20 protein-coding genes, 1 tRNA gene and 2 pseudogenes are annotated in these 22,071 nt (G+C 68.0%); 12 read left to right on the top strand and 11 right to left on the bottom strand.

Annotated features, from left to right (window positions below; genetic code table 11):
* The first annotated feature begins 59 nt into the window (after nucleotides 1-59).
* The 3 genes from ACYVD5_RS22970 to ACYVD5_RS22960 all read left to right on the top strand — a co-directional run bounded on the left by ACYVD5_RS22970 (nucleotide 60) and on the right by ACYVD5_RS22960 (nucleotide 1,455).
* Nucleotides 60-132 (top strand) — tRNA-Lys (locus ACYVD5_RS22970).
* A 456-nt stretch (nucleotides 133-588) separates the two neighbouring features.
* A complete protein-coding gene (locus ACYVD5_RS22965) occupies nucleotides 589-813 on the top strand; it encodes an RNA-binding domain-containing protein (protein ID WP_461003200.1) in 225 nt (74 codons plus the stop codon).
* Between the two features lie 3 nt (nucleotides 814-816).
* On the top strand, nucleotides 817-1,455 hold the full coding sequence (locus ACYVD5_RS22960; RefSeq protein WP_461003199.1) for a hypothetical protein: 639 nt from the start codon (nucleotides 817-819) through the stop codon (nucleotides 1,453-1,455).
* Between the two features lie 91 nt (nucleotides 1,456-1,546).
* Here ACYVD5_RS22960 and ACYVD5_RS22955 read toward each other — a convergent pair whose 3' ends face one another.
* Together ACYVD5_RS22955 and ACYVD5_RS22950 are read right to left on the bottom strand one after the other, a co-directional pair.
* Nucleotides 1,547-2,650 (bottom strand): GlxA family transcriptional regulator, encoded by a 1,104-nt coding sequence (locus tag ACYVD5_RS22955; RefSeq protein ID WP_461003198.1) that lies wholly within the window; start codon nucleotides 2,648-2,650, stop codon nucleotides 1,547-1,549.
* A gap of 112 nt (nucleotides 2,651-2,762) precedes the next feature.
* Nucleotides 2,763-3,419 carry a TetR/AcrR family transcriptional regulator gene (locus ACYVD5_RS22950; RefSeq protein ID WP_461003197.1) on the bottom strand — a complete coding sequence of 219 codons (657 nt, stop codon included), beginning with the start codon at nucleotides 3,417-3,419 and terminating at the stop codon, nucleotides 2,763-2,765.
* Nucleotides 3,420-3,535: 116 nt separating this feature from the next.
* Between ACYVD5_RS22950 and ACYVD5_RS22945 the strand changes: the two genes are divergently transcribed.
* The 7 genes from ACYVD5_RS22945 to ACYVD5_RS22915 all read left to right on the top strand — a co-directional run bounded on the left by ACYVD5_RS22945 (nucleotide 3,536) and on the right by ACYVD5_RS22915 (nucleotide 9,669).
* Nucleotides 3,536-4,105 carry a biotin transporter BioY gene (locus ACYVD5_RS22945; protein ID WP_461003196.1) on the top strand — a complete coding sequence of 190 codons (570 nt, stop codon included), beginning with the start codon at nucleotides 3,536-3,538 and terminating at the stop codon, nucleotides 4,103-4,105.
* Nucleotides 4,054-5,199, top strand: coding sequence for an AMP-binding protein (locus ACYVD5_RS22940; protein WP_461003195.1), 1,146 nt, complete (start codon nucleotides 4,054-4,056; stop codon nucleotides 5,197-5,199). The genes ACYVD5_RS22945 and ACYVD5_RS22940 overlap by 52 nt, the downstream gene beginning before the upstream one ends.
* A complete protein-coding gene (locus ACYVD5_RS22935; protein ID WP_461003194.1) occupies nucleotides 5,189-6,316 on the top strand; it encodes a thiolase family protein in 1,128 nt (375 codons plus the stop codon). Before ACYVD5_RS22940 ends, ACYVD5_RS22935 begins: the two co-directional genes overlap by 11 nt.
* Nucleotides 6,313-7,020 carry an energy-coupling factor ABC transporter ATP-binding protein gene (locus ACYVD5_RS22930; protein WP_461003193.1) on the top strand — a complete coding sequence of 236 codons (708 nt, stop codon included), beginning with the start codon at nucleotides 6,313-6,315 and terminating at the stop codon, nucleotides 7,018-7,020. The genes ACYVD5_RS22935 and ACYVD5_RS22930 overlap by 4 nt, the downstream gene beginning before the upstream one ends.
* On the top strand, nucleotides 6,992-7,594 hold the full coding sequence (locus ACYVD5_RS22925; protein WP_461003192.1) for a CbiQ family ECF transporter T component: 603 nt from the start codon (nucleotides 6,992-6,994) through the stop codon (nucleotides 7,592-7,594). Before ACYVD5_RS22930 ends, ACYVD5_RS22925 begins: the two co-directional genes overlap by 29 nt.
* A 633-nt stretch (nucleotides 7,595-8,227) precedes the next feature.
* On the top strand, nucleotides 8,228-8,578 hold the full coding sequence (locus ACYVD5_RS22920; protein ID WP_461003191.1) for a hypothetical protein: 351 nt from the start codon (nucleotides 8,228-8,230) through the stop codon (nucleotides 8,576-8,578).
* A complete protein-coding gene (locus tag ACYVD5_RS22915; RefSeq protein ID WP_461003190.1) occupies nucleotides 8,575-9,669 on the top strand; it encodes an FAD-dependent monooxygenase in 1,095 nt (364 codons plus the stop codon). Before ACYVD5_RS22920 ends, ACYVD5_RS22915 begins: the two co-directional genes overlap by 4 nt.
* Before the next feature lie 661 nt (nucleotides 9,670-10,330).
* Here ACYVD5_RS22915 and ACYVD5_RS22910 read toward each other — a convergent pair.
* The 4 genes and pseudogenes from ACYVD5_RS22910 to ACYVD5_RS22895 form a co-directional block, all read right to left on the bottom strand.
* A complete protein-coding gene (locus ACYVD5_RS22910; protein ID WP_461003189.1) occupies nucleotides 10,331-11,155 on the bottom strand; it encodes an SAM-dependent methyltransferase in 825 nt (274 codons plus the stop codon).
* 482 nt (nucleotides 11,156-11,637) lie between these two features.
* Nucleotides 11,638-12,186: a transposase family protein gene (locus ACYVD5_RS22905; protein ID WP_461003188.1), complete on the bottom strand. Its 549-nt coding sequence runs from the start codon at nucleotides 12,184-12,186 to the stop codon at nucleotides 11,638-11,640.
* A gap of 246 nt (nucleotides 12,187-12,432) precedes the next feature.
* The gene (locus ACYVD5_RS22900) at nucleotides 12,433-12,774 is read right to left on the bottom strand and encodes a hypothetical protein (protein WP_461003187.1); all 342 of its coding nucleotides are present in this window, start codon (nucleotides 12,772-12,774) and stop codon (nucleotides 12,433-12,435) included.
* Between the two features lie 137 nt (nucleotides 12,775-12,911).
* Nucleotides 12,912-13,538: pseudogene (locus ACYVD5_RS22895) on the bottom strand (helix-turn-helix domain-containing protein); the annotation flags it as partial.
* Between the two features lie 175 nt (nucleotides 13,539-13,713).
* Here ACYVD5_RS22895 and ACYVD5_RS22890 point away from each other — a divergent pair.
* Entirely contained in the window at nucleotides 13,714-13,845 is a 132-nt protein-coding gene (locus ACYVD5_RS22890; protein WP_461003186.1) for a hypothetical protein, read from the top strand.
* Between the two features lie 207 nt (nucleotides 13,846-14,052).
* Here ACYVD5_RS22890 and ACYVD5_RS22885 read toward each other — a convergent pair whose 3' ends face one another.
* From ACYVD5_RS22885 to ACYVD5_RS22865, 5 genes are all read right to left on the bottom strand, one after another.
* Nucleotides 14,053-16,167 (bottom strand): xanthine dehydrogenase family protein molybdopterin-binding subunit, encoded by a 2,115-nt coding sequence (locus ACYVD5_RS22885; RefSeq protein WP_461003185.1) that lies wholly within the window; start codon nucleotides 16,165-16,167, stop codon nucleotides 14,053-14,055.
* Nucleotides 16,164-17,159 (bottom strand): FAD binding domain-containing protein, encoded by a 996-nt coding sequence (locus ACYVD5_RS22880; protein ID WP_461003184.1) that lies wholly within the window; start codon nucleotides 17,157-17,159, stop codon nucleotides 16,164-16,166. The genes ACYVD5_RS22885 and ACYVD5_RS22880 overlap by 4 nt, the downstream gene beginning before the upstream one ends.
* Nucleotides 17,156-17,731 carry a 2Fe-2S iron-sulfur cluster-binding protein gene (locus tag ACYVD5_RS22875; RefSeq protein ID WP_461003183.1) on the bottom strand — a complete coding sequence of 192 codons (576 nt, stop codon included), beginning with the start codon at nucleotides 17,729-17,731 and terminating at the stop codon, nucleotides 17,156-17,158. The genes ACYVD5_RS22880 and ACYVD5_RS22875 overlap by 4 nt, the downstream gene beginning before the upstream one ends.
* A gap of 694 nt (nucleotides 17,732-18,425) precedes the next feature.
* Nucleotides 18,426-19,049: a TetR/AcrR family transcriptional regulator gene (locus ACYVD5_RS22870; protein WP_461003182.1), complete on the bottom strand. Its 624-nt coding sequence runs from the start codon at nucleotides 19,047-19,049 to the stop codon at nucleotides 18,426-18,428.
* Nucleotides 19,050-19,270: 221 nt separating this feature from the next.
* Nucleotides 19,271-20,455: an IS110 family RNA-guided transposase gene (locus tag ACYVD5_RS22865; protein WP_461003240.1), complete on the bottom strand. Its 1,185-nt coding sequence runs from the start codon at nucleotides 20,453-20,455 to the stop codon at nucleotides 19,271-19,273.
* A 303-nt stretch (nucleotides 20,456-20,758) separates the two neighbouring features.
* Between ACYVD5_RS22865 and ACYVD5_RS22860 the strand changes: the two are divergent.
* A pseudogene (locus ACYVD5_RS22860) lies at nucleotides 20,759-21,706 on the top strand (IS481 family transposase); the annotation flags it as partial.
* Between the last annotated feature and the right edge of the window lie 365 nt (nucleotides 21,707-22,071).

The raw sequence follows: 22,071 nt of genomic DNA, 5'->3' as shown, positions 1-22,071 counted from the left end.
CCCGCAACCGGCTCGGTTTCGGTGCAGCATCCACGGACTTGGGCCGGTATACTCGTCGCGGGCCGTTAGCTCAATGGGTAGAGCTGCTGACTTTTAATCAGTAGGTTCCGGGTTCGAGCCCCGGGCGGCCTACCGTGTCTTCGCAGGTCAACAGCCTGCATGCCCCACAGAGTGCCCGCCGCCGCGGCGGATGTTGCTCCGTGGGTGCTCTTATGTCGGTGCCCAGTCGTATGTGCAGGTCGGCGGTCAGACCGGCGCCGGGTGGCCGCCGGAGCATCCCCTTGTCCCCGATCCCGTGGGACCAAAACGGAGCACCCGGGACACTGCGGCAGAACCGGCAGCGCTTATGAGTCAAAGGACCCGTTCAGGTCGCGCCGCGCACGCCGTAGCCGAGCGCCCTACCTGCTTTTTGCGACCATCGGATTCGTGCTTCGTCCGATGCTCAAGAATGTCTCACGTCGTCTCTACGCTTCAGGCCATGACCTTTACAGCGCTTCATCGCGCCGCCGGAGCCCCACCAGGGCCTCTGACGGATGAGCTTCTCAACGAAGCTGTCGCCGCCGGTGCCACGGAGACGGACGACCTGGATTGGAAATCCGCGCTGTATCCGGCGAAAGGGCTGACGCAGACCGAGAGTTCCCCAAGGATGTCGCGGCGATGGCAAACAGCGGTGGGGGCGTGATCGTCTGCGGAGTGAGTGAGTCCCAGAAGGCAGCCACCGAACGTGTCGATATCGGCGAGTTCGACGAGGCTTATGAGCGCTCGATGCGCAGCGCTGCCATGACCGCCGTTTCCCCTTCGGGGTTCGGTTAGAACGTGCACCGCATCGGAGCCCCGGGCAGCAGGGCCGTCGTCATTGAGGTCCCCGCGAGCGTCGACGGGCCGCACCTCATCTTCAAGAACGACTGCTTCGGCGCGCCCGTGCGGAACGACGCCGACACCGCGTGGATGAAGGAACGCCAGATCGACACCATGTACCGCGCTCGGTTCGAGGAGCACCGACACGCGACCGAGGTCCTGGACACACTGTTCGGCGAAGCATCCGCCGACCGGGGCTCCGACAAACGCGCCTGGCTGATCGCGGTAGCGCACCCCCGCATCCCGCGCGTGCGGGAACGATTGACCCGCGGCGGATCCCGAGAGGTGCTGTCGACGACCGAGGGCCTCGCGCTTAGCTACGCAGGCCGGGGAGGTAATCATCCGTTGGAGAGTGTTGATCTGTACAACCCCCGGCCCGGGTTGGACGTCACCTCGCAGGAGTCGGCCGACTCCGCGGTCGCGACCATCCTGAACCAGGCGGGCCGCCTCGACACCGTGATCCACAATGCCGGGCACCTCGTCGAACTCGATCGGGGCACGCACCCGGACGGGGACCGCGTGGTTGCCACCATTGACGAAAAGTTTTTCCCTACGTCTGGAACGCCTCCCAAACCGCACCAGCCGGACGGGCTCTGAGCCTGACCCTGATAAAGGCGCCATGGCAAGAGCGGTGGCGGTGTTGCAGGAAGGAGGCGTGCTCACGACGTGGGATGCACCCAGGTGTGGCTCACTCCCCAGTGGACAGAGGGGCACGGCGCCACGCCGTGCGGAATTGACGCTGGTGGCGGCTCGGCGGTACCCCGTATTCGTCGGTGAACACTCGGCGGAAGGTCTCGGCGCTGCCGAAGCCGCTGAGCCGGGCCGTCTCCGACACGTTGTGTCCCTCGTCGAGCAGGGTCCGCGCGCGGTCTAGGCGCATCCACTCGATGAATCGCGACGGCGAGGTGCCGAGTTCGGTGGCGAACTGCCGCCGCAGGTGCCGCGCTGTGACGCCTGCCCTTGCCGCCAGGGAATCCGCAGTGTGGTCGGCGGCCGGGTCGCTCACGATGGCATTGACCGCCGCCTTCAGCGCCGGCTGCTGCGGGATCGGTGCGCGCAGCGGGGCGGAGTACTGGGACTGGCCTCCTGGGCGCTGCAGATACAGGACGAGTTCGCGGGCGATCGTGCGTGCGAGTCGCGGTCCGTGGTCGGTCTCGACCAGCGCGAGAGTGAGGTCCAGGCCGGCGGAGACGCCGGCCGAGGTGAACACGTCGCCGTCGGCGACGTAGATCGCATCCGGGAGGACCTCCACCGCCGGGAACGCGCGTCCCAGCAGCGCTGCGTGCCGCCAATGCGTCGTCGCCCGCCGACCGTCCAGGAGCCCTGCCTGGGCGAGGACGGACGCACCGGTGCAGACCGATGCCACGCGCCTCGCCGCGGAAGCCAGCAGCCGCGCGGTGTCGAGGAGCGGCGCCTCGATCGGCCGGTCGACCAGGCGGTCCCCGCCGGCCACGATCAGCGTGTCCACCCGGGAGGCCGCCGCTGCGGTACCGGCAACCTGCAGTCTCGTGCCGATCGAGGTGGTGACTGCTTCACCGTCGGGCGAGACGAACCGCAGACGGTACTCTGCGCCGGCGCGATTCGCGTCGGCGAGGACCTCGGCGGGCCCGGACACGTCGAGGAGCTTGACGCCGTCGAAGACGAGGAAGACGACCTCATGGGACGCGGAAGCGGTCATGTGCGTGTCCTTCGGCGTCAGGCTGTCGGCGCACCGCGCGTGCGCCGGTTCGGCGAGTTGGACGGCGTTCAGCGCCGCGCGCTTGCGCAGGTTGCCGCCCGGCGGCCTCGGCATGGGGGCGCCGACCGTACGCAAGGCGGCCCGGATGTTCGGTCAGCCGTTGCGACAGTGCCGCCGCCGCGCCCGGGAGTGGCGCGGCCCCGGGCGCATTTGCAGCATGCATGGGTCACGACCGCTCGGCGGCCGCATCGATCCCATGTACCTGTGACGTGTCCAGTCCGGTCACGATGAGTCTCAGTACGGACTCGAAGTCCACGGTCTCTGGTGCGGGCGAGGCGGCCGCCTGCTCTGGGGTGAGCGTGTTCGATATCCCGAGGATGCCCAGCGTCTCAGCCTGCAGGCGCTGCTGCTCGTGGAAGGTGTAGCCGATCACGAAGTGCGCGATGGCCTCTGCCGCTGTGTAAGCGAGGGCCTCGGGCGCCCGGTGTCTGCGCGCGGCCGCTGCGAGTTCGGCATGGAGCGGCGGGGTGACGAGGCCGAGCGCGAGCGAGCTGGACACCAGCTCCGCTCCGTCGCGGTAGGCCAGGAGACGATCATGCAGTTGCGCGCCGAGCGCGAACGCCTCAGCCCGCAGCGATGGGGCATCCTCGCTCATTGCCGCGATAGGAGCGAGGATGCGGCTGCTCACGGCGGCCAGAAGCGCCTGCTTGCTCCCGAAGTGCCAGTAGAGCGCGCTGGGTCGTATCCCGAGTACCTCGCCGAGGCGACGCATTGTCAGGTCGGGGAGGCCTTGCGAGTCCAGGATCCCGAGGGCGGCGTCGACGACATCGTCGCGGGAGCGGTGTTGCCGCGCGGTGCTCGCGTTTGGCGAGTGATCGTCCATGCCGCTAGCCTACCTGAACGTCGTTCACCTGAACGACGTTCAGGTTGAAGGGAGCAGGCGTGGGCGCGCGACGTGGACCTGACCGGTGGCGGCTGGATGCGACGGATACGGCTCGGGTGGCGGTGTTCGCCGCTATCACGGCGGTGCTGGGGCTGCCGGGCGGTTTCACCGCGCTGGGCGGCGTGCCGATCACGGCGCAGACACTCGGAGTGATGCTCGCCGGCGCGATCCTCGGGCCACGGCTCGGCGCGCTCTCGATGACCGTGTTCATGGCCCTGGTCGCAGTGGGTCTCCCTTTGCTCGCGGGCGGACGCGGAGGGGCCGCGGTCTTCGTCAGCCCCACGGGCGGGTATGACGTCGGCTGGATCGTTGGCGCGTTCGTGACCGGGGCGATCGTGCATGCGGGTGGCCGTAAGCCGGTGTCGTGGCGAACGCTGCTCGGGACCGTGATCGGCGGCATCGTGGTGGTCTACGCCTTCGGTATCCCCGTGCAGAGCGCGGTCACCCAGCTGCCGCTCGGACAGACGGTGTGGGCGAGCCTGGTGTTCCTTCCCGGGGATCTCGTCAAGGCCGCGATCGCCGTCCTTATCGTGGGGACTCTCGCTCGTTCCTATCCGCGCGCGTTCCGGCGCGAATGGACTTCCGGCCGGCGACCTGCCGTGGAGCCGTCGGGGACGGGGCGATGACGCGGATCGTGCCGCTGGGTGCTCCGGCCGAGGAGTTGCCGCAGCGTATCCGCCTGGTCAGGGAGGCGGGGGATGTACCGCTGGTCGGCGACGCGCGGTGGCCGGAGAAACAGTGGGCGGCTCTCCGCGCACTCGTCAATGATGCGGCGCTTCCCGCAGGGACGGCATGGGCGGCTCTGACCTCAGGGAGTAGTGGCACACCGCGCGTGGTCCTGCGAACGGGAGAATCATGGAGCTCGTCCTTCCCGGTCGTCTCGGCGCTTCTGGGAGCGTCCGCAGGGGACCGGGTGCTCTGTCCAGCACCGCCGTCGTCCTCATTGACGCTGTTCTCCGTGGCACATGCGCTCGAGGGTGGCGGGCCCAAGCCCGTGCCCGGTCGGAACGCAACCGGTGCGGCGTGTTTCCACGGAACGCCGCAAGGGCTGCGCAGGCTGCTTGAGGAGGATGGACCGCTGACGGTGCGCACGGCGCTTGTCGGGGGCTCCCATCTGGATCCCGGCCTCCGCGATGCCGCGACGGCACGCGGCATCAGGGTCATCGGCTACTACGGGGCCGCGGAGCTCTCGTTCGTCGCCCTCGACGACGGCACCGGCCTGCGGCCGTTCCCCGGTGTGGACGTCGAGGTCCGCTCCGGCGAGCTGTGGGTGCGCTCCCCGCACACCGCCCTGGGCTATCTCGGCCGGCCCGGTCCACTGCGCGTCGATGGGGACTGGGCCACGGTCGGCGACCTTGCCGAGACCACGGACGGAGCGCTGAGGCTGCGCGGCCGTGCGGACGGCGCCATCATCACCGCCTCCGCGACGGTGATCCCCGAGGAAGCCGAGGCGGCCCTGCGATCCGTGCCCGGGGTGGAGGACGCTGTCGTATTCGGCTTCCCCAATCCCGCAGTGGGGGAGCTGGTCGCCGCTCTGGTCGAGCCGGCTTGCGCCGATGTCGCGGCGCTGCGGCGTGCCGCAGCCGATCTTCTCGCGCCCGCGAGCCGTCCGCGGGTCTGGTTCTCCGGGCGGATTCCTCGCACCTCGGCCGGGAAGCCGGCGCGGGCGGAGGCGCTGCGCCGGGCGCGTACCGGAGAGGTGGCCCGTCGTGCCGGATGATGCCGTGATCATCGCTGCCCGCCGGACGCCGATCGCGACCCGCAGCCGCGGGTTGGCCTCCCTGCGGCTGGAGGAACTCGCCGCGCCCGTGATCCGGGCTGTGCTCGACGACGCCGCGACCGCTGCGGGGCGCCGCGTCCGTCCCGCCGACGTCGTACTCGGGAACTGCATGGGGCCCGGGGGGAATCCTGCTCGTGTCTCCGCCCTGGCCGCAGGCCTTGGCGCCGAAGTGCCCGGCGCGACCGTCGACCGGCAGTGCGGCAGCGGACTCGCGGCCGTGATCGACGCGTGCGCCGCCATCCGGGCGGGGGACGCCCGTGCGCGCGTGGCCGGCGGTGCCGAGAGCGCCTCCACCGCCCCCGTCCGCTCAGTAGACGGGGTGCCGTACAGCCGCGCGCCCTTCGTGCCCGCGGACCGGCCCGACCCGGACATGCTCCAGGCCGCAGACGATCTCGCCCGCGTCTGCAGAGTCGGCCGCAGCCGTCAGGAGGCCCACGCGCTCCGCAGCCATCAGCGGGCACACGCGGCACGGGACGCGGCGCGCTTCACCGGCGAGATCGTTCCTGTGTCCGGGTTCACCAGGGATGATGTCATCGGTCGCATCGAGGTCCTGCTTCCCCGGCTCGCGCCTCTCATTCCGGGCGGCACCGTGACGGCCGGGACTGCGACGCGGATCAGTGACGGCGCCGCGGCGGTCGTGGCCGTCCCGCGGCAGGACACGGGCAGCGCACCGGGGCTGCTCCTGCGAGGGCAGGCGACCATCGGCTGCGATCCGCGGCTGCCCGGCATAGGCGCGGCGCCTGCCGTGACCAAGGCGCTTGAGAACGCGGGGACGACCGTGTCGCAGATCGCCGCGTTCGAGATCGTCGAGGCGTTTGCGGCGCAGTCGCTCGCGGTGCTGGACCGGCTCGGCATCGATGATGACGACCCGCGCGTCAGCGCTGACGGCGGTGCGCTCGCCCTTGGCCACCCCTGGGGCGCCAGCGGCGCGGTGAGCATGGTCCGGCTCTACAGCCGCCTGGTCCGCGGTGGCGCGCCCACGGGGACCCTGGGTGTGGCTGCGGCATCCGTCGGGGGCGGCATGGGCGTGGCCGCTGTCGTGGAGGTGATCCGATGAACGTTCTCGCGCTCAAGGACGTGAGCGTGCGCCTGGGCGAGGTCGACGTGCTGCGGGACATCTCCGCGATGTTGGATGCACGGACGATCGCGGTCATCGGCGACAACGGTTCTGGGAAGTCGACGCTCGCACGCCTCGCCGGCGGGCTGATCGCGGCCACCGCGGGGGAGGTACGGGTGCTCGGGCTCGATCCGGTCCGTCAGGCGGCGGAGCTCCGCCGCCGCGTGGCCTTCGTGTTCAGCAACCCCGACGCCCAGATCGTCATGCCAACCGTTGCGGAGGACGTGGCCTTCTCGCTGCGCGACCGCGGGACGAGCCGCCGGGAGCGCTCCGAGCGGGTGGCAGCCGCGCTCGATCGCTTCGGGCTCGCCGACCTCGCCGCCCGGAGCTCCCACGACCTCTCGGGAGGGCAGAAGCAGCTCCTCGCGCTCTGCGGCGCCCTTGTGCGGGATCCGGAGCTCGTGATCGCCGACGAGCCCACTGCCTTCCTGGACGCCCGCAACGCTCGCCGCATCGGCGCCCATCTCTTCGCGGGCGGTTCGCATCGCCTGCTCCTGGTCACCCATGACCTCTCCCTCGCGCGGTCCTGTGACAGCGCCGTGCTCATCGCCGGAGGCCGTGTCGTCCTCGTAGGAGAACCGGGCACCGTCATCGCCGCATATGAGGAGAGCCTCGATGATCACGCTCTACCGTCCCGGGGATAGTCTCTGGCACCGTTCGCCGGCCGGTGGCAAAACGGTCGTGCTGGCAGGCCTGGTGCTCGGCATCTCCCTGGTGCCGATCAGTTGGTCCTGGTGGGGTGCCGGGATCCCGGTCGCTGCCTGTCTGGGCTGCTACGCCGTACCGGGAATCGGCGTCAGCCGGCTTCTGGCGCAGATCTGGATGGTGCGGTGGGTCATCCTCGTCACGCTCGTCAGCCAGTTGCTGTTCCTGGGGCCGCTGCCCGCCGCCGTGAACACCGTCCGCGTGGTCGCGATCATCGCCATCGCCGCGCTGCTCGCACTCACCACCCAGGTCACCGAGCTGCTCGACGCGATTGAACGGGGCCTCGCGCCTCTCGCCCGGCTCCGCGTGGATCCGCGGCGTGCGGCCCTGCTGCTGACGGTGACGCTGACCACGCTGCCGGTTCTCGTCCGGGCCGCCGGTCAGGTACGCGAGGCGCAGCGCGCCCGTGGCGCCCGCCCACGCCTGCGGCTGTTCGCCGTGCCGTTCCTCGTGATCGCGCTCAAGCACGCCGATGAACTGGGCGAGGCGCTCACGGCCAGGGGCCTGCGTTGAACGCAGCGCGTGCACGGGCCGACGGTCGGCGAGCACACTCGCCGTATTCCATACCCGGCGGTGCTCGACAGCTGGCGGAAGGCCTCCACGCTCATCCCAGAGTTACGGCCCCGCGGCTTCCTACGATCAGCAGAAACGGACGTTGTCCGATGAGTGTGCCCGTCGGGAGGTTCGCTCCGGATCCTGCTGTGCCTGGCGGTCCGACGGGCCTGGTGCCTGCCGCGGCACGGAACGAACACGATCCATGGGCCCCGATACGTGACAAGCAGCCGCCCAGGCGGCTGCTTCCGAAAGTGTGCCAGCCGGTTCCCGGGAACCATGTTGGATCATCTGATCGGTGGATGGTGGTCTGGTGTGGCGCGGGCGCCTGTGCATGCGGGGCGGTCGAGGCCCCGCGATATGGGCGGCCGGTGCTGCGTGACCGGATCGCCCCGGTCGCAGTCGGCGCTCGTGGTTTGTGTAGGGGAGTCGTGCACCCGTGCCGGGTCGTTGCCGGCTGAACGACGGGTGTGGTTTCCGTTCCGCGATCACCTCCGTTATCCGAGATCGGTGGTTTTATTTTGTGGTGATATCGGGACATCGACTGTCGCTTGGGTCTGTTGTCCGGGTCAATCCGCTGCGGTTTTCGGCATTGTGGCCTTCGCCATCATGGACAACGCCGCGATCAGCACCGTTCCCGTCACACAGGCTGGAGCGGCCGCGGGCATGTTCAACACCATGCGGATCGCGGGTGAGTCACTTGCCGTCGCCGCCACCGCAGCCGTACTCATCACAATCACCGCGGCACGCACCTCCACCACCGAGACGGCGGCCGCAATCCAGGGACAGCACGTTTCCGCCTTCACCGGGCAAGCGTTCGCCGGTGCACTCCATGTCGTCGTCATCGGTCTCGGCATTCTCGCGCTCGCAGGAGCGCTCCTGACGTCATGGGCGCTGCGCATCCCGAAAAGCGTCCAAGCCGACTGGACAGGAGCGAGTTCATGAACGTTCGCAAAACGAGTCAGCAGCGTGGAACCGCGATCGTCGTGGGCGCCTCGCTCTCCGGTCTCATGACCGCGTTGACACTCTCGAGAGCCGGACTGGAGGTCACATTGCTGGAACGCTCAGCACGGAAGTCGCGCACCGGAGCCGCGCTCCCAGTCGGTGAAGGACTCCTAGAGCACCTGACCGGCGGCGCTCACGCCGCAGGCTTGACCGTCCCCTCCGGCGCCCAGGCTTGGACAGATGTCCACGCTTCCCTACGTGCTGCCGTCATGTCGGACGCAGGCATCCGCCTTCGTGCACCCGTCATGGTGACATCGGCAGGGGAAGATGCACGCTATGCCCGGGTGACCACTGACACCGGCGAGGTTTTCAATGCTGACCTGTTGGTCGGAGCTGATGGGCACCGAAGCATCGTTCGGCGCTTTGTGTCCCCGGACTCGCCAGACGCGAATTTCTCGGGATATGTGATCTGGCTCGGCCTCATCGATGAATCGGCGATCAGCTCTCCGTCGTGGCCTTCCGACTTGGCGATCCTCTACGAAGGCGGCTACTGCCTCAACGCCTACTACCTCCCCGCCGCTGATGGTTCGACTACTCGCGGCAAGAGACGCATCGGATGGGGCTGGTATGACGCTGGTCACAACGACCTCTTGCGCGCGAGCGGCGCCGTCAAAGACAACGTCGTGCAACGCACGCTGCGCCCGGACGACATGCCAGACGCGGTGTTCGATGAGCTTGCTGATACGGCGCGACAGCTCTGGCCGGATCCCTGGCGAGAAGCCATCGTGGACTGTCTGTCCCGGCGGGACATCATAGGCACCCCGATTGGTGAGTATGTGCCGTATCGGCTCACCATGGGGCGGACTTGCCTCATCGGCGACGCCGCACATCTCCCCTCACCGATGACCGGCAGCGGGTTCTCGGCATCAGCCGAGGACGCTCTCGTACTCGGCAGTGCAATCGAGCAGCACAGCAGCATCGCCAAAGCGCTGAGCGAGTACGAGGCGAGCCGGCTACAGCCGGGCCGCCAGCTCGTCCGATCAGGGCAATCGTTCAGCCGCTCGTTTGCACCGCGTGGGGCAGCGCAGTGATCGTGTCGAGAATCGCTCAGTGAAGTGGTCCGGCAGTGGCTGTCCGCATTAGGAGGCGGGCTGGGCAATTGCGCTCGGCCGGCGATAGCCGGACCTCTCGTCAGCGACTCCAATGGCGCTTCTCGGGATCGGTGACACCGCCCCAAGCCATTGGATCGACAGGGCGATACGGCCGTGTCGGCCACAGAGGGCCGATGGCCCTCCTTGCAGGGAAACGACGACATGATGGGCCAGCCGCCCGGTCGGTGCCGCGCGCCGTCGGGTGGCTGCCGCTGCGTGCTGGGCGGTCCGTTCAGAGTCCGGTCGCTTCCGGGGCCTTGCCCACGTGGGACTCGCCACGCCATCCCTGCGGTCAACCGATGAAGAGTTGGCCGGGGCGAACCCGGCCACTCCCTGGCCAGTACCATTTGTTGGCTAGGTAAAAGGGTGATATGGCCAGCTCTCATGTCAACTCATTCGTCGGAGCATGCGGAGATCCCGCAAATCCGGTGAAAAGCCAACACGTAGCTGATGTGACCGTTGCGTATCGACGACCGGGCGCCGGTCCTGGGTGCGTCAGACCGTACGGTCCCTCGGTAGCGCGCCGGCGGTGCACACTCGCCGGCCGGTCAGGGCGTGGCCATCCCGGTCGCGCAACTGCTGCGGGGTCGACCTCGACGTGTCAGGGTTTGCGGCCGACAGCGCCGTAGACGTCGACATTCCTGATGTCGCCGACCTCCGCGGGATCGGATCGCCACTTCAGGCACGACACCTGGCCCGGCTCGATCAGGTCCAGGCCCGCATACAGTTCGGCGAGTCGGGCGGGCTCGCGCAGGACATAGGGGTCGGCGCCCGTGTCGTCGTAGTTTTCCTGCGCCTGCTGCAGGGCTTGTCCCTGCACCTCGTAGGTGCCGTCGTAGTGCAGCAGGAAACTCCCGGCGGGAAGGGCTTCCAGCAGTCGGGCCACGATCGCCTTGGCCTCGTCCCAGTCGTCGAGGTGGCCCAGGATGCCCATCAGCATCAACGCGATCGGCTGGGAGAAGTCCAGCGTCTTGGCGGCCTCGGACAGGATCCTGTCGGGATCGCGCAGGTCGGCCTCGACGTAGGTGGTGGCGCCCTGGGGGGTGGTGTTGGTCAGTAGCGCCTCGGCGTGCACCAGTATCAGCGGGTCGTTGTCGACGTAGACGATCCGGGATTCGGGGGCGGCCCGCTGGGCGACCTCGTGGGTGTTCTCCATCGTCGGAAGCCCGGTGCCGATGTCGAGGAATTGGCGGACGCCTTCCCCGTCGGCGACGTGGCGCACAGCGCGGGTCAGAAAGACGCGGGAGGCGCGGGCCATGTCGACGACGCCGGGGGCCTGCTCTTGATAGGCCTTGCCCGCCGCCCGATCTGCGGCGTAATTGTCTTTTCCGCCGAGCCAGTAGTTCCACATGCGAGCTGAGTGCGGAACAGAGGTGTCGAGGTCGGGTCGGGGGCGCGAACCGGGGTGCGGTGAGGGGTTCGTCATCGCGGGAGACTCCTGATTCGTGGGGTCGATGCGGCGATCGTACTCGGCTTGCCCATTCGCCCCGTACAGCCATTGCACACGGTCGAATTGCTCGGTGGTCGTCGCTCCCTGCGCCCGCCGTGCCGATCGGCTGCCCCCCACCAGCGCCGTGCACTGTGATTCCTGCCGCGAGGTGCCGCTGGCCTGCGCGGCTCGGAGTGTCGGCGGCAGGATGGGTCGGGGCGCAACAGCACAGGCGATACAACCGCGCTGGGCCGTGCGCGTGGCGACTGCGGGAGGTGACTTTCAAGCGTTCGGGACACGACAGTGAGCCTGTGCCTACTTCAGCCTGGGCAGGCCAGATGCAGGGTGAGTACGGCTTGCACGAGACCGATGATTCGGGTGGTGGAGCACCGCAGCTTGCGGAGCAGCCGCCAGGACTTGAGGGTTGCGACGGCCCGCTCGGCGAGGGCGCGTATCTGCGTGGGATCGGTCGACGGCCTTCATACCGTGGAAATAATCTTGTTCCGGCGGCGGTAGGGGACGCGGACCCGTGCCCTTGGCGCCTTGGTAGGCGGTGTCCGCTCAGCAGTGGATGCCGGCCGCGACGAGAGCGTCGAGGATGCCGTGTCGCGGGCGGCGCGGATGTCGTGGACGGGTTCGGGCAGAGCGGCCGAGGCCCACAGCAGATTGCCGAAGGGGTCCGCGATCACCTGGACGTTGATGCCGTGCCGTTTGTGCGTGCCGGAGTAGAAGGGGCTCTCGGCGGAAGTGCGGTCGATGGGCAGGAATGTCCCGTCGAGCAAGACGAACGCCTTCTGCGAAGCGGTTCGTGCCGTGTCGGCGAGGGACGTGGCGAGGTCGGCGAGCAGGGAGACGGCCTCGGTGATGTAGCGGTAGACGGTGCTCGTGTGCTTGACCGAGTAGCTTCCATCACCTGATCCGCGCGGTAACGGCCATCCATGGCACGGTTCCTCCGTTGAAGTCGGGGCGGCCGGAGTCGAACCGACTCTCCGCTCGGTCGCGCAAACCGAGGGGTGCACCGGCTGCACGCGCTCCGTGGCCGTGGAAGAATACTGCCACCGTACTAACCAGGTCTTCCACGAAATGGCATGCGTGTATGGAGTCCAGGTGGGTCGATTCCTTCGTTCATATATAGGACGAGCTGGTTCATCCCCGCCCCCTTCCCCAATTGATTCCATGCACGCAAGTTAGCATACTTCTGCATTTTTCACCAGGAATCTGGATCAGCGCTACAGCGATCACCACGAATGCTACACGGATGATCTCCATGACGGCTAGGACCACCTTCCAACGAAGTTGAGATCGAGAAGCGCCGTGACTGGCGGAACGCAATAGAATAAACTGCTCACACGAACCGCTTCCCCTCGGCCGATCATCACATATAAGAGCGCTGTAGCCCCGACCGAGACTACAGCAACCATCCACCCCACAGCGGAAAACAAACCGAATCCCGGTTGCGCGCGCAACTGTCCCCCGGCGAGGGCGATGATGGAGAACACCGATGCGCTGATTGAACTCTGGAGAGCCAGAAACGCCCAGATTCCGATCCTCTTTAGCTGCCCCTGCATCAGCGTCCCGAACGTGATACCGGCCAACGCAACGAGTGAGAACACCATGCCGGTGACACTCCTGCTGTCGCCGCCCTCCGCACCAGAAACCAGAGTCAGGGATATACCAGCAAATCCGAGAATCAATCCGTGCCACAGCGCATATGTGTGCGTAAGTCGAGAGATCAAGGCTGTCAGTACGGGTTGGCCGGCAGGCGCTCGGGGCGCCTGGAGGGTGCCCATCCGGTTCCGGCGGTGGGGCGGATGCCCAGGGGGCCGAACTCGTCGAAGGCGAAGACCCGGTCGGGAAAGCGTGTGGTGACGTGCTCGATCCGGTCGGGTTTGGCTTCCAGTTCGGGGCCGGGTGATTCCTTCCAGGTGCGGGTGCGCTGGAAGGTGACGCCGCGGCTTTTCAGGAGTAGGCGCAGGGCCTCGCGGCCGATGCGCAAGCCCCGGGACTGCGCGAGGTGGGCGGCGGGTTTGCGCAGCGACCAGCGGGTGAAGGGGCGGCCGAGCTTGGCCGGGCGGGTGGTGGCCGTCTGAACGACGAGGGTCTCCTCGTCGGGGCGGAGGTGGCGGGGACGGCCTCCCGCCCACTTAGGGTCCAGGCATCCCAGCCCCTGGTCGTTGAAGGCGTGGATGACATCGCGGACGGTTTCCTCGTCGGCGGCGACCAGGTTGGCGATGGCGGGCACGGTGTTGCCGCTGGAGGAGGCCAGGATCATCGTCGCGCGGCGGTAGCGCACGGTGTTGGTGCTGCCGCGGCGCACGATGTGCTGAAGTTTGCGGCCTTCCTGGTCGGTGAGTCGACGGGCTCGGACCGGTTCTGCCACCAACGTCTCCCCAGGGTTGACTGCGTTTGCAGCCAACCCTGGCACCGATCGCCCGACCCGGCGAACGTTTCCGGTCAGAGCACTAGGCGATCCCGACCGCAGTCGGGCCAATAGCGCCGATTACTACGGCGCTGCCGCTACCGGTGGCGAAATTCAAGACATCGTCGTCGGCAACGTGCACACCGACGCGGAATCACTGCGCGACGCAATCAAACAATTCGAGGCCCTGGGCGCCGACGAACTGATCCTGGGCCCCGGAACCGACGACCTCGACGAGATCGCCCGCCTGGCCGACATAGTTTTATGACTCGAAGCTGACGCCTGCCCTCACCTCAAGTATCCACGCCGGGGGTTTCCTCTGTGTTTGCCAACCCGCGAGCACCGAACCGGTAGAGCCGGCGACGCCGGGTCCGGATCTGACTGGTCCGGAGAGCCGATGATCGGGGTTGAGCCGGCCGCGCTGGACGATGAGGTGGTCGCGCCGACCGCGGAAGGTACTGCGCGGTCGGCGCGGTCACGATGCGTTCTTAAGACCCGACCGGACGTCCTCGATCCGGAACGGCAGGCTGCGCAGCCGTACGCCGGTGGCGTGGTGGATCGCGTTGCCGATGGCCGCCGCGGTACCGACGATCCCGACCTCGCCGATGCCCTTCGCCCCTGCTGGGTTGAGCTGGTCGTCGACCTCGTCGATCCAGTCCGCTCGCAAGTCACGCACATCCGCATTGCTCGGGATGTGGTAGCCGGCAAGGTCATGGTTGGCGAAGTCGCCGAACTCGCGGTCCAGTTCACCGATCTCCGTAAGGGCCATACCGACGCCCATGACCATCCCACCGAGCAACTGCGAGCGTGCAGTTCGTGAATTGATGATCCGTCCTGCGGAGAACGTGCCGTAGAGCCGCTCGACCCGAATTTCGCCGGTATCCGCATGTACCCAGACTTCGGCGAATTGAGCCCCGAAGGTGTGCCGGGCGAGCGGCGGCCGCTTCTCGAGCTCTTCAGTGGAGTCGGCGACGGTTTCCAGGCCCTCCACAGGGACGACGCCTTCTCGTACCTTGATGCGGTTCCGAATCTCGCGTGCGGCGGTGATCAATGGCCAACTCCAGGAGGCGGTGCCGGCGGACCCCCCAGCGGGTGGAGCGATGCCGAACGCGCTGTCACCGATGTTGACCTCCACCCGGGACAGGGGAACACCGAATTCCTCTGCCACCAACTGGGTCAGGGCGGTCCTGGCACCGGTGCCGATGTCGACGCCGGCAACACTGGCCGTGATGTGTCCGTCCCTGTCGATCCGTACGGTGGCCTGGGTCGGGAACGTGTAGTCGGGGTGAGTGGAGGCTGCGACGCCGCTCCCAACCAGCCATCGCCCTTGCCGACGCGGTGCTCGGTCCGCCCAGCCGAACCGGTGAGCTCCGGCGCGGAGGCACTCCACCAGTCCGTGGCTGCTGAACGGAAGACCTGTGTGGGCGTCGACATCGGGCTGGTTGCGCCGACGCAGCTCAATCGGGTCGATCTCCAGCGTCACCGCCAACTCATCCATCGCTGTCTCCAGCCCGAACATGCCCGGTGCGTGCCCCGGCGTCCGCATAGGGCCGGGGGTGGGGATATCCAGTCGGCCAACGCGGTGGAGCGTCCGTTGGGCCGTGCTCCGATACATCATCCGGCTGCTGGTCGCGGTGTTCTCGACGAACTCCGTCGAGCGCGAGGTGTGCTGCAGCGCGGTGTGTTCGAGTGCGCGGAGCCGACCATCGAAGTCGGCGCCGAGCCGAACGCGTTGCTGGGTTTCGCTGCGCTGCCCGGTCAGCGCGAACATCTGCTGACGGGTGAGCGCCATCTTGACCGGCCGTCCCACTGCCTTCGCGGCCAAGGCAGCCGCGACGGGTAGGCCACGAGGCGTGAATTTCGATCCGAAACCGCCCCCGATGTGCTCGGCGACGACGCGCAGGTGCTCCGGGGGGATGCCGAGCAACGGCGCCAGCATCTCCCTTGTCGTGTAGGGACCTTGATCGGAGTAATGCAGCAACAACTCGTCACCGTCCCACCGGGCCAGCGCCGCGTGCGGCTCCATCGGGGCCGTGTGCTCCGGAGGGGTGGTGTATTCGGAGTCGACGACCACGGCCGCGTTCTCGATCTCCCGGTCCACATCGCCGTTCTCCGTCGCCGCAGGTTCGTTGAGGCCGTTGACCAACTCGGGGGCGTACACGTCCGGATCCTCGGCGTCCAGCACGACCGAGTGCGGCCGCTGGTCATAGGTAACGTCGACCCGCGCGGCGGCTTCTCGGGCCGCCTCGGGCGATGTGGCCACGACGACAGCGATGACCTGCCCGTGGAACCGGACTCGGTCGGACTGCAAGACCGCTAGCTCGGCATCGCCGGCCGAGGCCAGGCGGGGTGCGCTGGTGTGGTCGAGCACAGCCACGACTGCGGAATCATCCAGTGCCCGGGCGTGATCGACGGTAGTGATGCGCCCTGAGGCTACGACCGAGGTGACGAGCCAGCCGTAGAGGACTCCCTCGGCCGGTACCTCGAACGAGTATCGGGCGGCACCGGTGACCTTGGCCGTTCCGTCGATGCGCTCCACGGACCGGCCGACGGTGGAGCGGACGGATGGCCGAGCGTCGATCGCGGTCATCGTGTCTCCTTCCCTGCCAAGGCGAGTACCTCAGATGTGATCACATCGACTGCCAGGTCGACCTTGAACAGATTGTCCGCAGCGGGCTGGGCCGCCTGCAGTTCGCTCCGGGCTGCGGCGCGGATGTTCTCCTCGTCGACCGGTCGCCCGAGTAGGAGTCGCTCCGCCTCCCGCGCGCGCCACGGCTTGGGCGCGACTCCGCCGAGGGCCAGCCGGATCTCCGCCACGCGACCGCTCTCGTCGACCGACAGCGCGGCGGCGACGGAGACGAGCGCGAATGCGTACGACCAGCGGTCACGCACCTTCCGATACGCAGAAGGCCCGGTGGCTGGTGCAGGAAGTTCGACGCCGGTGATGAGCTCGCCGGAGGCGAGATTCGTCTCCCTCTCCGGCGTACTGCCGGGGAGGACGTAGAACTCATCGAGGGAGACTGTTCGAGCCCCTCCGTCGACGGTGCGGATATGGACGACCGCATCGAGGGCAACGAGGGCGACCGCCAGATCCGAGGCATGCGTTGCGATGCAGTGGTCCGAAACTCCCAGAATCCCGAGATCCCGATTGGCACCCTCCAGCGCAGGGCAACCACTTCCCGGAACCCGTTTGTTGCAGGGCTTCGAGACGTCCTGGAAGTAGGCGCAGCGGGTGCGCTGCAGCAGGTTGCCGGCCGTTGTCGCCATAGAGCGCACTTGTCCGGAAGCCCCGGACAACACGGCCCTGCTGATCATCGGGTACCGGTCGCGAACCCCTTGGTCGCCGGCCAGTTCACCGTTCCGGACTAACGCGCCGATCAGCACCGATCCGTCTGGGCGATGGTCCACAGTGTCGTAGGGCAGCCGGGAGACGTCGATCAGCATGTCGGGACGGTAGACCCCGAGGCGCATCAGGTCGGCCACGTTGGTGCCGCCCGCGAGGTACATCGTCTCGGGACGGTCATGCGCCAGTTCCTGGGCCGCCGCAGCGTCCAGGGTGCGCTCGTAGGCGAAAGGCTTCATAGCTGCCTCCCCTCGGTCGAGTGAGTGTCCGCGGATTGCAGCACGGCATCGACGATGCCGACGTATGCCCCGCAGCGGCAGAGGTTGCCGCCCATGCGCTCCGAGACCTCCGCTCGGCTCAACGCCGCGGCAGACTCGACGCCCTCGGTGACATCCTCGGTGACGTAGCTGGGCCAGCCGCGCGCGGCTTCGTTGAGGGCGCCCACTGCCGAGCAGATCTGGCCTGGCGTGCAGTAGCCGCACTGTAGGCCGTCGTTGTCAAGGAAGGCCGCCTGCAGAGGGTGAAGTGAATCGGCGTCGGAGAGCCCTTCAATGGTCCGAATCTCGCGCCCTTCAGCCGTCACTGCGAAGACCAGGCAGGAGTTGACACGCTGGCCGTCCAACAGCACGGTGCAAGCTCCGCACTGTCCATGGTCGCAACCTTTCTTGCTGCCCGTCATGCCAAGGTGCTCGCGCAGGGCGTCCAGCAAGGAGGTGCGATTATCAAGACTGAGCGCACGTTCGGCCCCATTGACACGTAGGGTGACTGAGCTGACGTGGGGTGGCCCATCGTCTGGCCCGGTAGTGGACATCTCATTCCTTTCGATCCCACTCGAAAATCAGTTCTGTTGCCGCCTACCGCGAGTTGGCAAATCGCCCCGTGGGCCGAAATTCCCTCTGGCCGACGGCGAAACCGGATGACGTTTCCAACGTGCAGCGCGATGAGGGGCCTCACCTCATGATTCATGTTCCCGTTGCGCATAGCCGGCACGCTGATTTCAGTCGCTCGCGAACGCATTGGACGGTTGCACTAAGCTACGAGGAGCAGACCGACCGATCGGCAGCTTTGCCGCGCCCAGTGGCTGAAGGCTCGTGATCGCCCCGTCTCTAGGGGTAGCTCGAATAGCTGGCTTTGGTAGTGCGGGTAGACCATGCGGAGAGAGTCCTCGACCACCGCGACGATGGATATGTGAAGGCCTGCAATGAAAATCCGTTTACAAGCACTGGGTGAATTCAATACCGTCCCAATGCCGACGCCGCCGTAGGCGAGGCGACTCTGAGCGTCAGAACATCCACACCAGCATGTTTGTACCCTCTTACATCAATGTAAGACAGCAAACACATCAGGTCAAGCCACCAAGCCGGGCGCGTTCCCCACTGCCCGGCACTCGGGCGCATCGACGCGGGGATACGCAGGAGCTTCCCGAGGCCCGCCGGGCTCGCCATCCGCAAGCAGGCCGCCGCTCCGTCGCTTACCGGGATGTCGGAGCCTCTTGCCCGCGCCGGTCAGTTCTGCGGTGGTTGTGCCTCGCGGGCCAGGCTTCTGGCGATCGCCGCCGCATGGGAGGCGATGTCATCCAGCGTCGGATGGCGGCGGCTGAGAAAACCGCCGCGCAGGAGCACCGCATAGCCGTGGGAGCCCGCGATCTGCCGCTCCAGCAGTTCAAGGGCGCTGCGCGCGTCTCCCCCTGTTACGGCCAGGGCCGGCGGTAGCAACGCGTCCATGACGGTGCGCCCGGCCTGAAGCAGGTCCTCGTCGCCGGTGTTCTGTAGCTCGGGAGCGAAGATCAGGTCGAGCCCGGAGCCGTTCTCGGCGGCGAAGCGCGCGTAGGCGGCCGCGGACGCCGCCGTGGCCTCGACCGGGTCCGTCCCCTGCTCGTCGCGAGGCAGGTCCTCCTGGGCCTGGAGCAGCCGCGCGGCGAGTGCGCTGGCAGCGGTGATGGCGCAGGCGATCAGCAGTGCCCGCTTACTGACGAAGTGGCGGTAGGGAGCCGCCGGACTGACACCCGCTCGGCGGGCCACCTCTGCCACGGACAGTGCGGCTATGCCCTGCTCGGCGATCAGCTCCAACGCTGTCGAGACCAGCGCGGCCTTCAGGTCGCCGTGGTGGTATGCGCTGCGCTTCGGCACGCCTCCCTCTCTTCCGCCACTGAATGTAAAGCAAACTTAGATGAAGGTGTGGCGTTTTCGCCTGCCCTCATCCCCTACCAGTTCTCGACTCGGCCCCTGCCTGCGCCCCCTCGTGAGATACCCGTGTTCAGCCCGCCCTCGGAGCCGGAGCTGGCTTCTTGAAACTCCGCCGTCGCCCATCGGGAGGACCACGGCCTCCGGGGGGTGCTTCTATGGGGTTGTCAAGCCGTTTGGGCGGCTGGTGGCTGGTAGAACGCGCCGTCGCGCAGCATCGCGAACAGTACGTCGCAGCGCCTGCGTGCCAGGCAGAGCAGGGCTTGGTTGTGGTGCTTGCCTTGGGCGGTCTTGCGGTCGTCGTAGGCCCGAGAGGGCGGATGCGACAGCGACGCGAACGCGGCCAGGAACAGCGCCCGTTTGAGCTGCTTGTTGCCCCGCCGAGAGGGATGCTCGCCCCGGATGGAGCTGCCCGAGGCGCGTGTGGCGGGTGCCAGCCCCGCATACGAGGCCAAATGACCCGCTGTAGCAAAGGCCGATCCGTCGCCGACCTCGATGAGGATGCGCGCACCGGTCCTGGCCCCGATGCCCGGCATTGAGGTCAGGACCGCCGAAAGAGGGTGGGCCTCCAGCAGGGCCTCGGTCTCGCGGGCGACCTGCTCGCGTTGCTGCAGCGTCCGGTGCAGGGAGGCGGCGAGGTTGGCGATGACGGTGGCGGCTGCCTCGGTGCCGGCAACGGTGACCGTCTGCTCTTCCAGGGCAGCAAAGACGTCGTCGACCAGGCGCTGGGCCATGCGTGGCGCCTGCGGGCGCAGCAGCTCGACCAGGCGGGAGCGGCCCGCACGCCGGATCCGCTCGGGCGTGGGGTAGGATTCCAGGAGTTTGAGCACGGCCGGGTGGTCGGCGCGGGGCCCCAGGACGCGTTCCAGGGCGGGGTGGAGTTGGGTGAGCAGCCCGCGCAGCCGGTTGCGGGTTCGTGTGGCGTCGGCGGCCAGGTCGTCGTCGTGGCCGGCCACCATGGCCAGGGCGGCGATCGCCTCGTCCTCGGGCGCCAGGTCGCGCAGGGTGTGGGGCATGGACCGGGCCGCGTCGGCGATCACCGCCGCGTCCCGCGCGTCGGTCTTGGCCTCGCCGGGATACAGGTCGGCCATGCGGCGCATGGTCAATCCGGGCAGGTAGGCCACCGCGCAGCCCGCATCGCGGGCCACGGCCAGGGGCAGGGCGCCGATGGAGGCGGGCTGGTCGACCACCACCAGCACTGTTCCGTGTTTGGCGGTGAGCTTGTCGAGCACTGCGCGCAGCTTGGGTTCGCTGTTGGGCAGCCTCGTGTCCAGGACTTTCCTGCCTGCGGGGGTGAGGGCGTGGGCGTGGTGGTCGCCTTTGCCGACGTCGAGACCGAGGTAGACGCCGATGTGCTCGGGGGGCGTTCGCGGAAAGGCCGCAGTCGACCTTCGCCCGACCTCGACGCAGGCAGGGCGAAACCGGTGAAGGCGGTCAGCCGTGACAGTGCCGCCGCTGAGGGAACCGCGTTGGTGCCGCGATCAGTGTCGGACCCGCCAACCGGTCACGCGCCCGTGTCGCGCACCGCCCGCTCTAGATGTGATGTCCCGGGACGTTGGTAACAGCCGACACGCCCCGCACAGCGGTTGAAACAGGAGAGGGCCTTCTGATCCCGGTGTGGATGTGACGTCTACACCGATGCTCAGGAGGCCCTCGTGTGCCACCGTAACGCCCCGCTGACCCCGACCGGCAGACTCCGCCTGGCCCGGTGCGTCGAAGAGGACGGCTGGAGCCGCCGCCAGGCCGCCGAACGCTTCCACGTCTCGCCCAAAACCGCCCACAAACGGGCCCGGCGCTACCGCGAGGCCGGCCAGGCCGCCATGGCCGACCGCCCCAGCCGCCCCCACCACAGTCCGGCCCGCACCCCCGCGGCAACCGAGCAGCAGGTGCTCGACCTGCGCCGCGACCACGGCCTGGGGCCGCTGCGCCTGGCCGCGCGCACCGGCCTGGCCGCCTCCACCTGCCACCGCGTCCTGTCCCGCAACGGCCTGCCCCCGCTGGCGGCCTGCGACCGGGCCACCGGCGCCCCGGTGCGCCGCTACGAACGCGACCGCCCCGGCGACCTCCTCCACATCGACGTCAAGAAACTCGGCCGCATCCCCGACGGCGGCGGCCACAAGGTGCTGGGTCGGGCAGCCGCGCGCGCCAACAAGAACACCGACGGCACCGGAAACGGCACCGCCTTCCCGCACACCGCCCTGGACGACCACTCCCGCCTGGCCTACTCCGAGATCCTGGCCGATGAGCGGGCCCCCACCTGCGCCGGGTTCCTGCGCCGGGCCACCGCCTGGTTCACCGGCCACGGCGTACCGGTGCAGCGGGTGCTGACCGACAACGCCTGGGCCTATTCCAAGGCCACCTGGAAGGCCGCCTGCCGCGAACTGGGTATCCATCCGCGCTGGACCCGGCCGTGGCGGCCCCAGACCAACGGCAAGGTCGAGCGGTTCCACCGCACCCTGCTGCAGGAGTGGGCCTATGCGCGGCCCTACACCTCAGAGCAGGAGCGCCAAGCCGCCTACCCGGGCTTCTTGGACTGGTACAACTATCATCGGCCGCACACCGGGATCGGAGGCCGCACTCCCGCCAGCCGCGTTACCAACCTCCCGGAACATCACAATGCGGCGCGCACCCCCAAAAAAGGCCCGACACCCAGCTCGCCGAACTCATCGAGGAGACGGGCTGCCAGCGAAAGCACTCGCCCGCCGGGTGGTGGCGCGCCGATCGCATTAAGTGTGCCCCGCCGGTACGGTCCGGCGAAGGCAGAAGCGCTCGACGTAGGAAGACCCTCACGTTAGGCGTCGGTGCGGGTTGCGAAGCGGGCGCGGTCGATTAGTTCCTCCACAGAGGCGAAGAAGCTTTCGGTGACGATGGACCGAGCCCGCTCCAGCTTCATTGCATGGGATGCCCTAACCTCGATCTTTCGTGAGGCTGCGGCGTCGAAGTGAAGGACCCGGCCCTGTCTCACGAG

This window comes from Streptomonospora sediminis (genome assembly GCF_054778995.1).
The sequence above is the reverse complement of the archived record's forward strand: the minus strand, read 5'-3'. Positions and strand labels throughout refer to the sequence as shown.

Coding starts and splice junctions, on each gene's coding strand:
- ACYVD5_RS22955 (WP_461003198.1), bottom strand. CDS start 2,650: ATGCCGAGGCCGCCGGGCGGCAACCTGCGCAAGCGCGCGGCGCTGAAC.
- ACYVD5_RS22910 (WP_461003189.1), bottom strand. CDS start 11,155: ATGACGAACCCCTCACCGCACCCCGGTTCGCGCCCCCGACCCGACCTC.
- ACYVD5_RS22950 (WP_461003197.1), bottom strand. CDS start 3,419: ATGGACGATCACTCGCCAAACGCGAGCACCGCGCGGCAACACCGCTCC.
- ACYVD5_RS22940 (WP_461003195.1), top strand. CDS start 4,054: ATGGACTTCCGGCCGGCGACCTGCCGTGGAGCCGTCGGGGACGGGGCG.
- ACYVD5_RS22925 (WP_461003192.1), top strand. CDS start 6,992: ATGATCACGCTCTACCGTCCCGGGGATAGTCTCTGGCACCGTTCGCCG.
- ACYVD5_RS22930 (WP_461003193.1), top strand. CDS start 6,313: ATGAACGTTCTCGCGCTCAAGGACGTGAGCGTGCGCCTGGGCGAGGTC.
- ACYVD5_RS22900 (WP_461003187.1), bottom strand. CDS start 12,774: ATGGTGTTCTCACTCGTTGCGTTGGCCGGTATCACGTTCGGGACGCTG.
- ACYVD5_RS22880 (WP_461003184.1), bottom strand. CDS start 17,159: ATGAAGCCTTTCGCCTACGAGCGCACCCTGGACGCTGCGGCGGCCCAG.
- ACYVD5_RS22875 (WP_461003183.1), bottom strand. CDS start 17,731: ATGTCCACTACCGGGCCAGACGATGGGCCACCCCACGTCAGCTCAGTC.
- ACYVD5_RS22885 (WP_461003185.1), bottom strand. CDS start 16,167: ATGACCGCGATCGACGCTCGGCCATCCGTCCGCTCCACCGTCGGCCGG.
- ACYVD5_RS22915 (WP_461003190.1), top strand. CDS start 8,575: ATGAACGTTCGCAAAACGAGTCAGCAGCGTGGAACCGCGATCGTCGTG.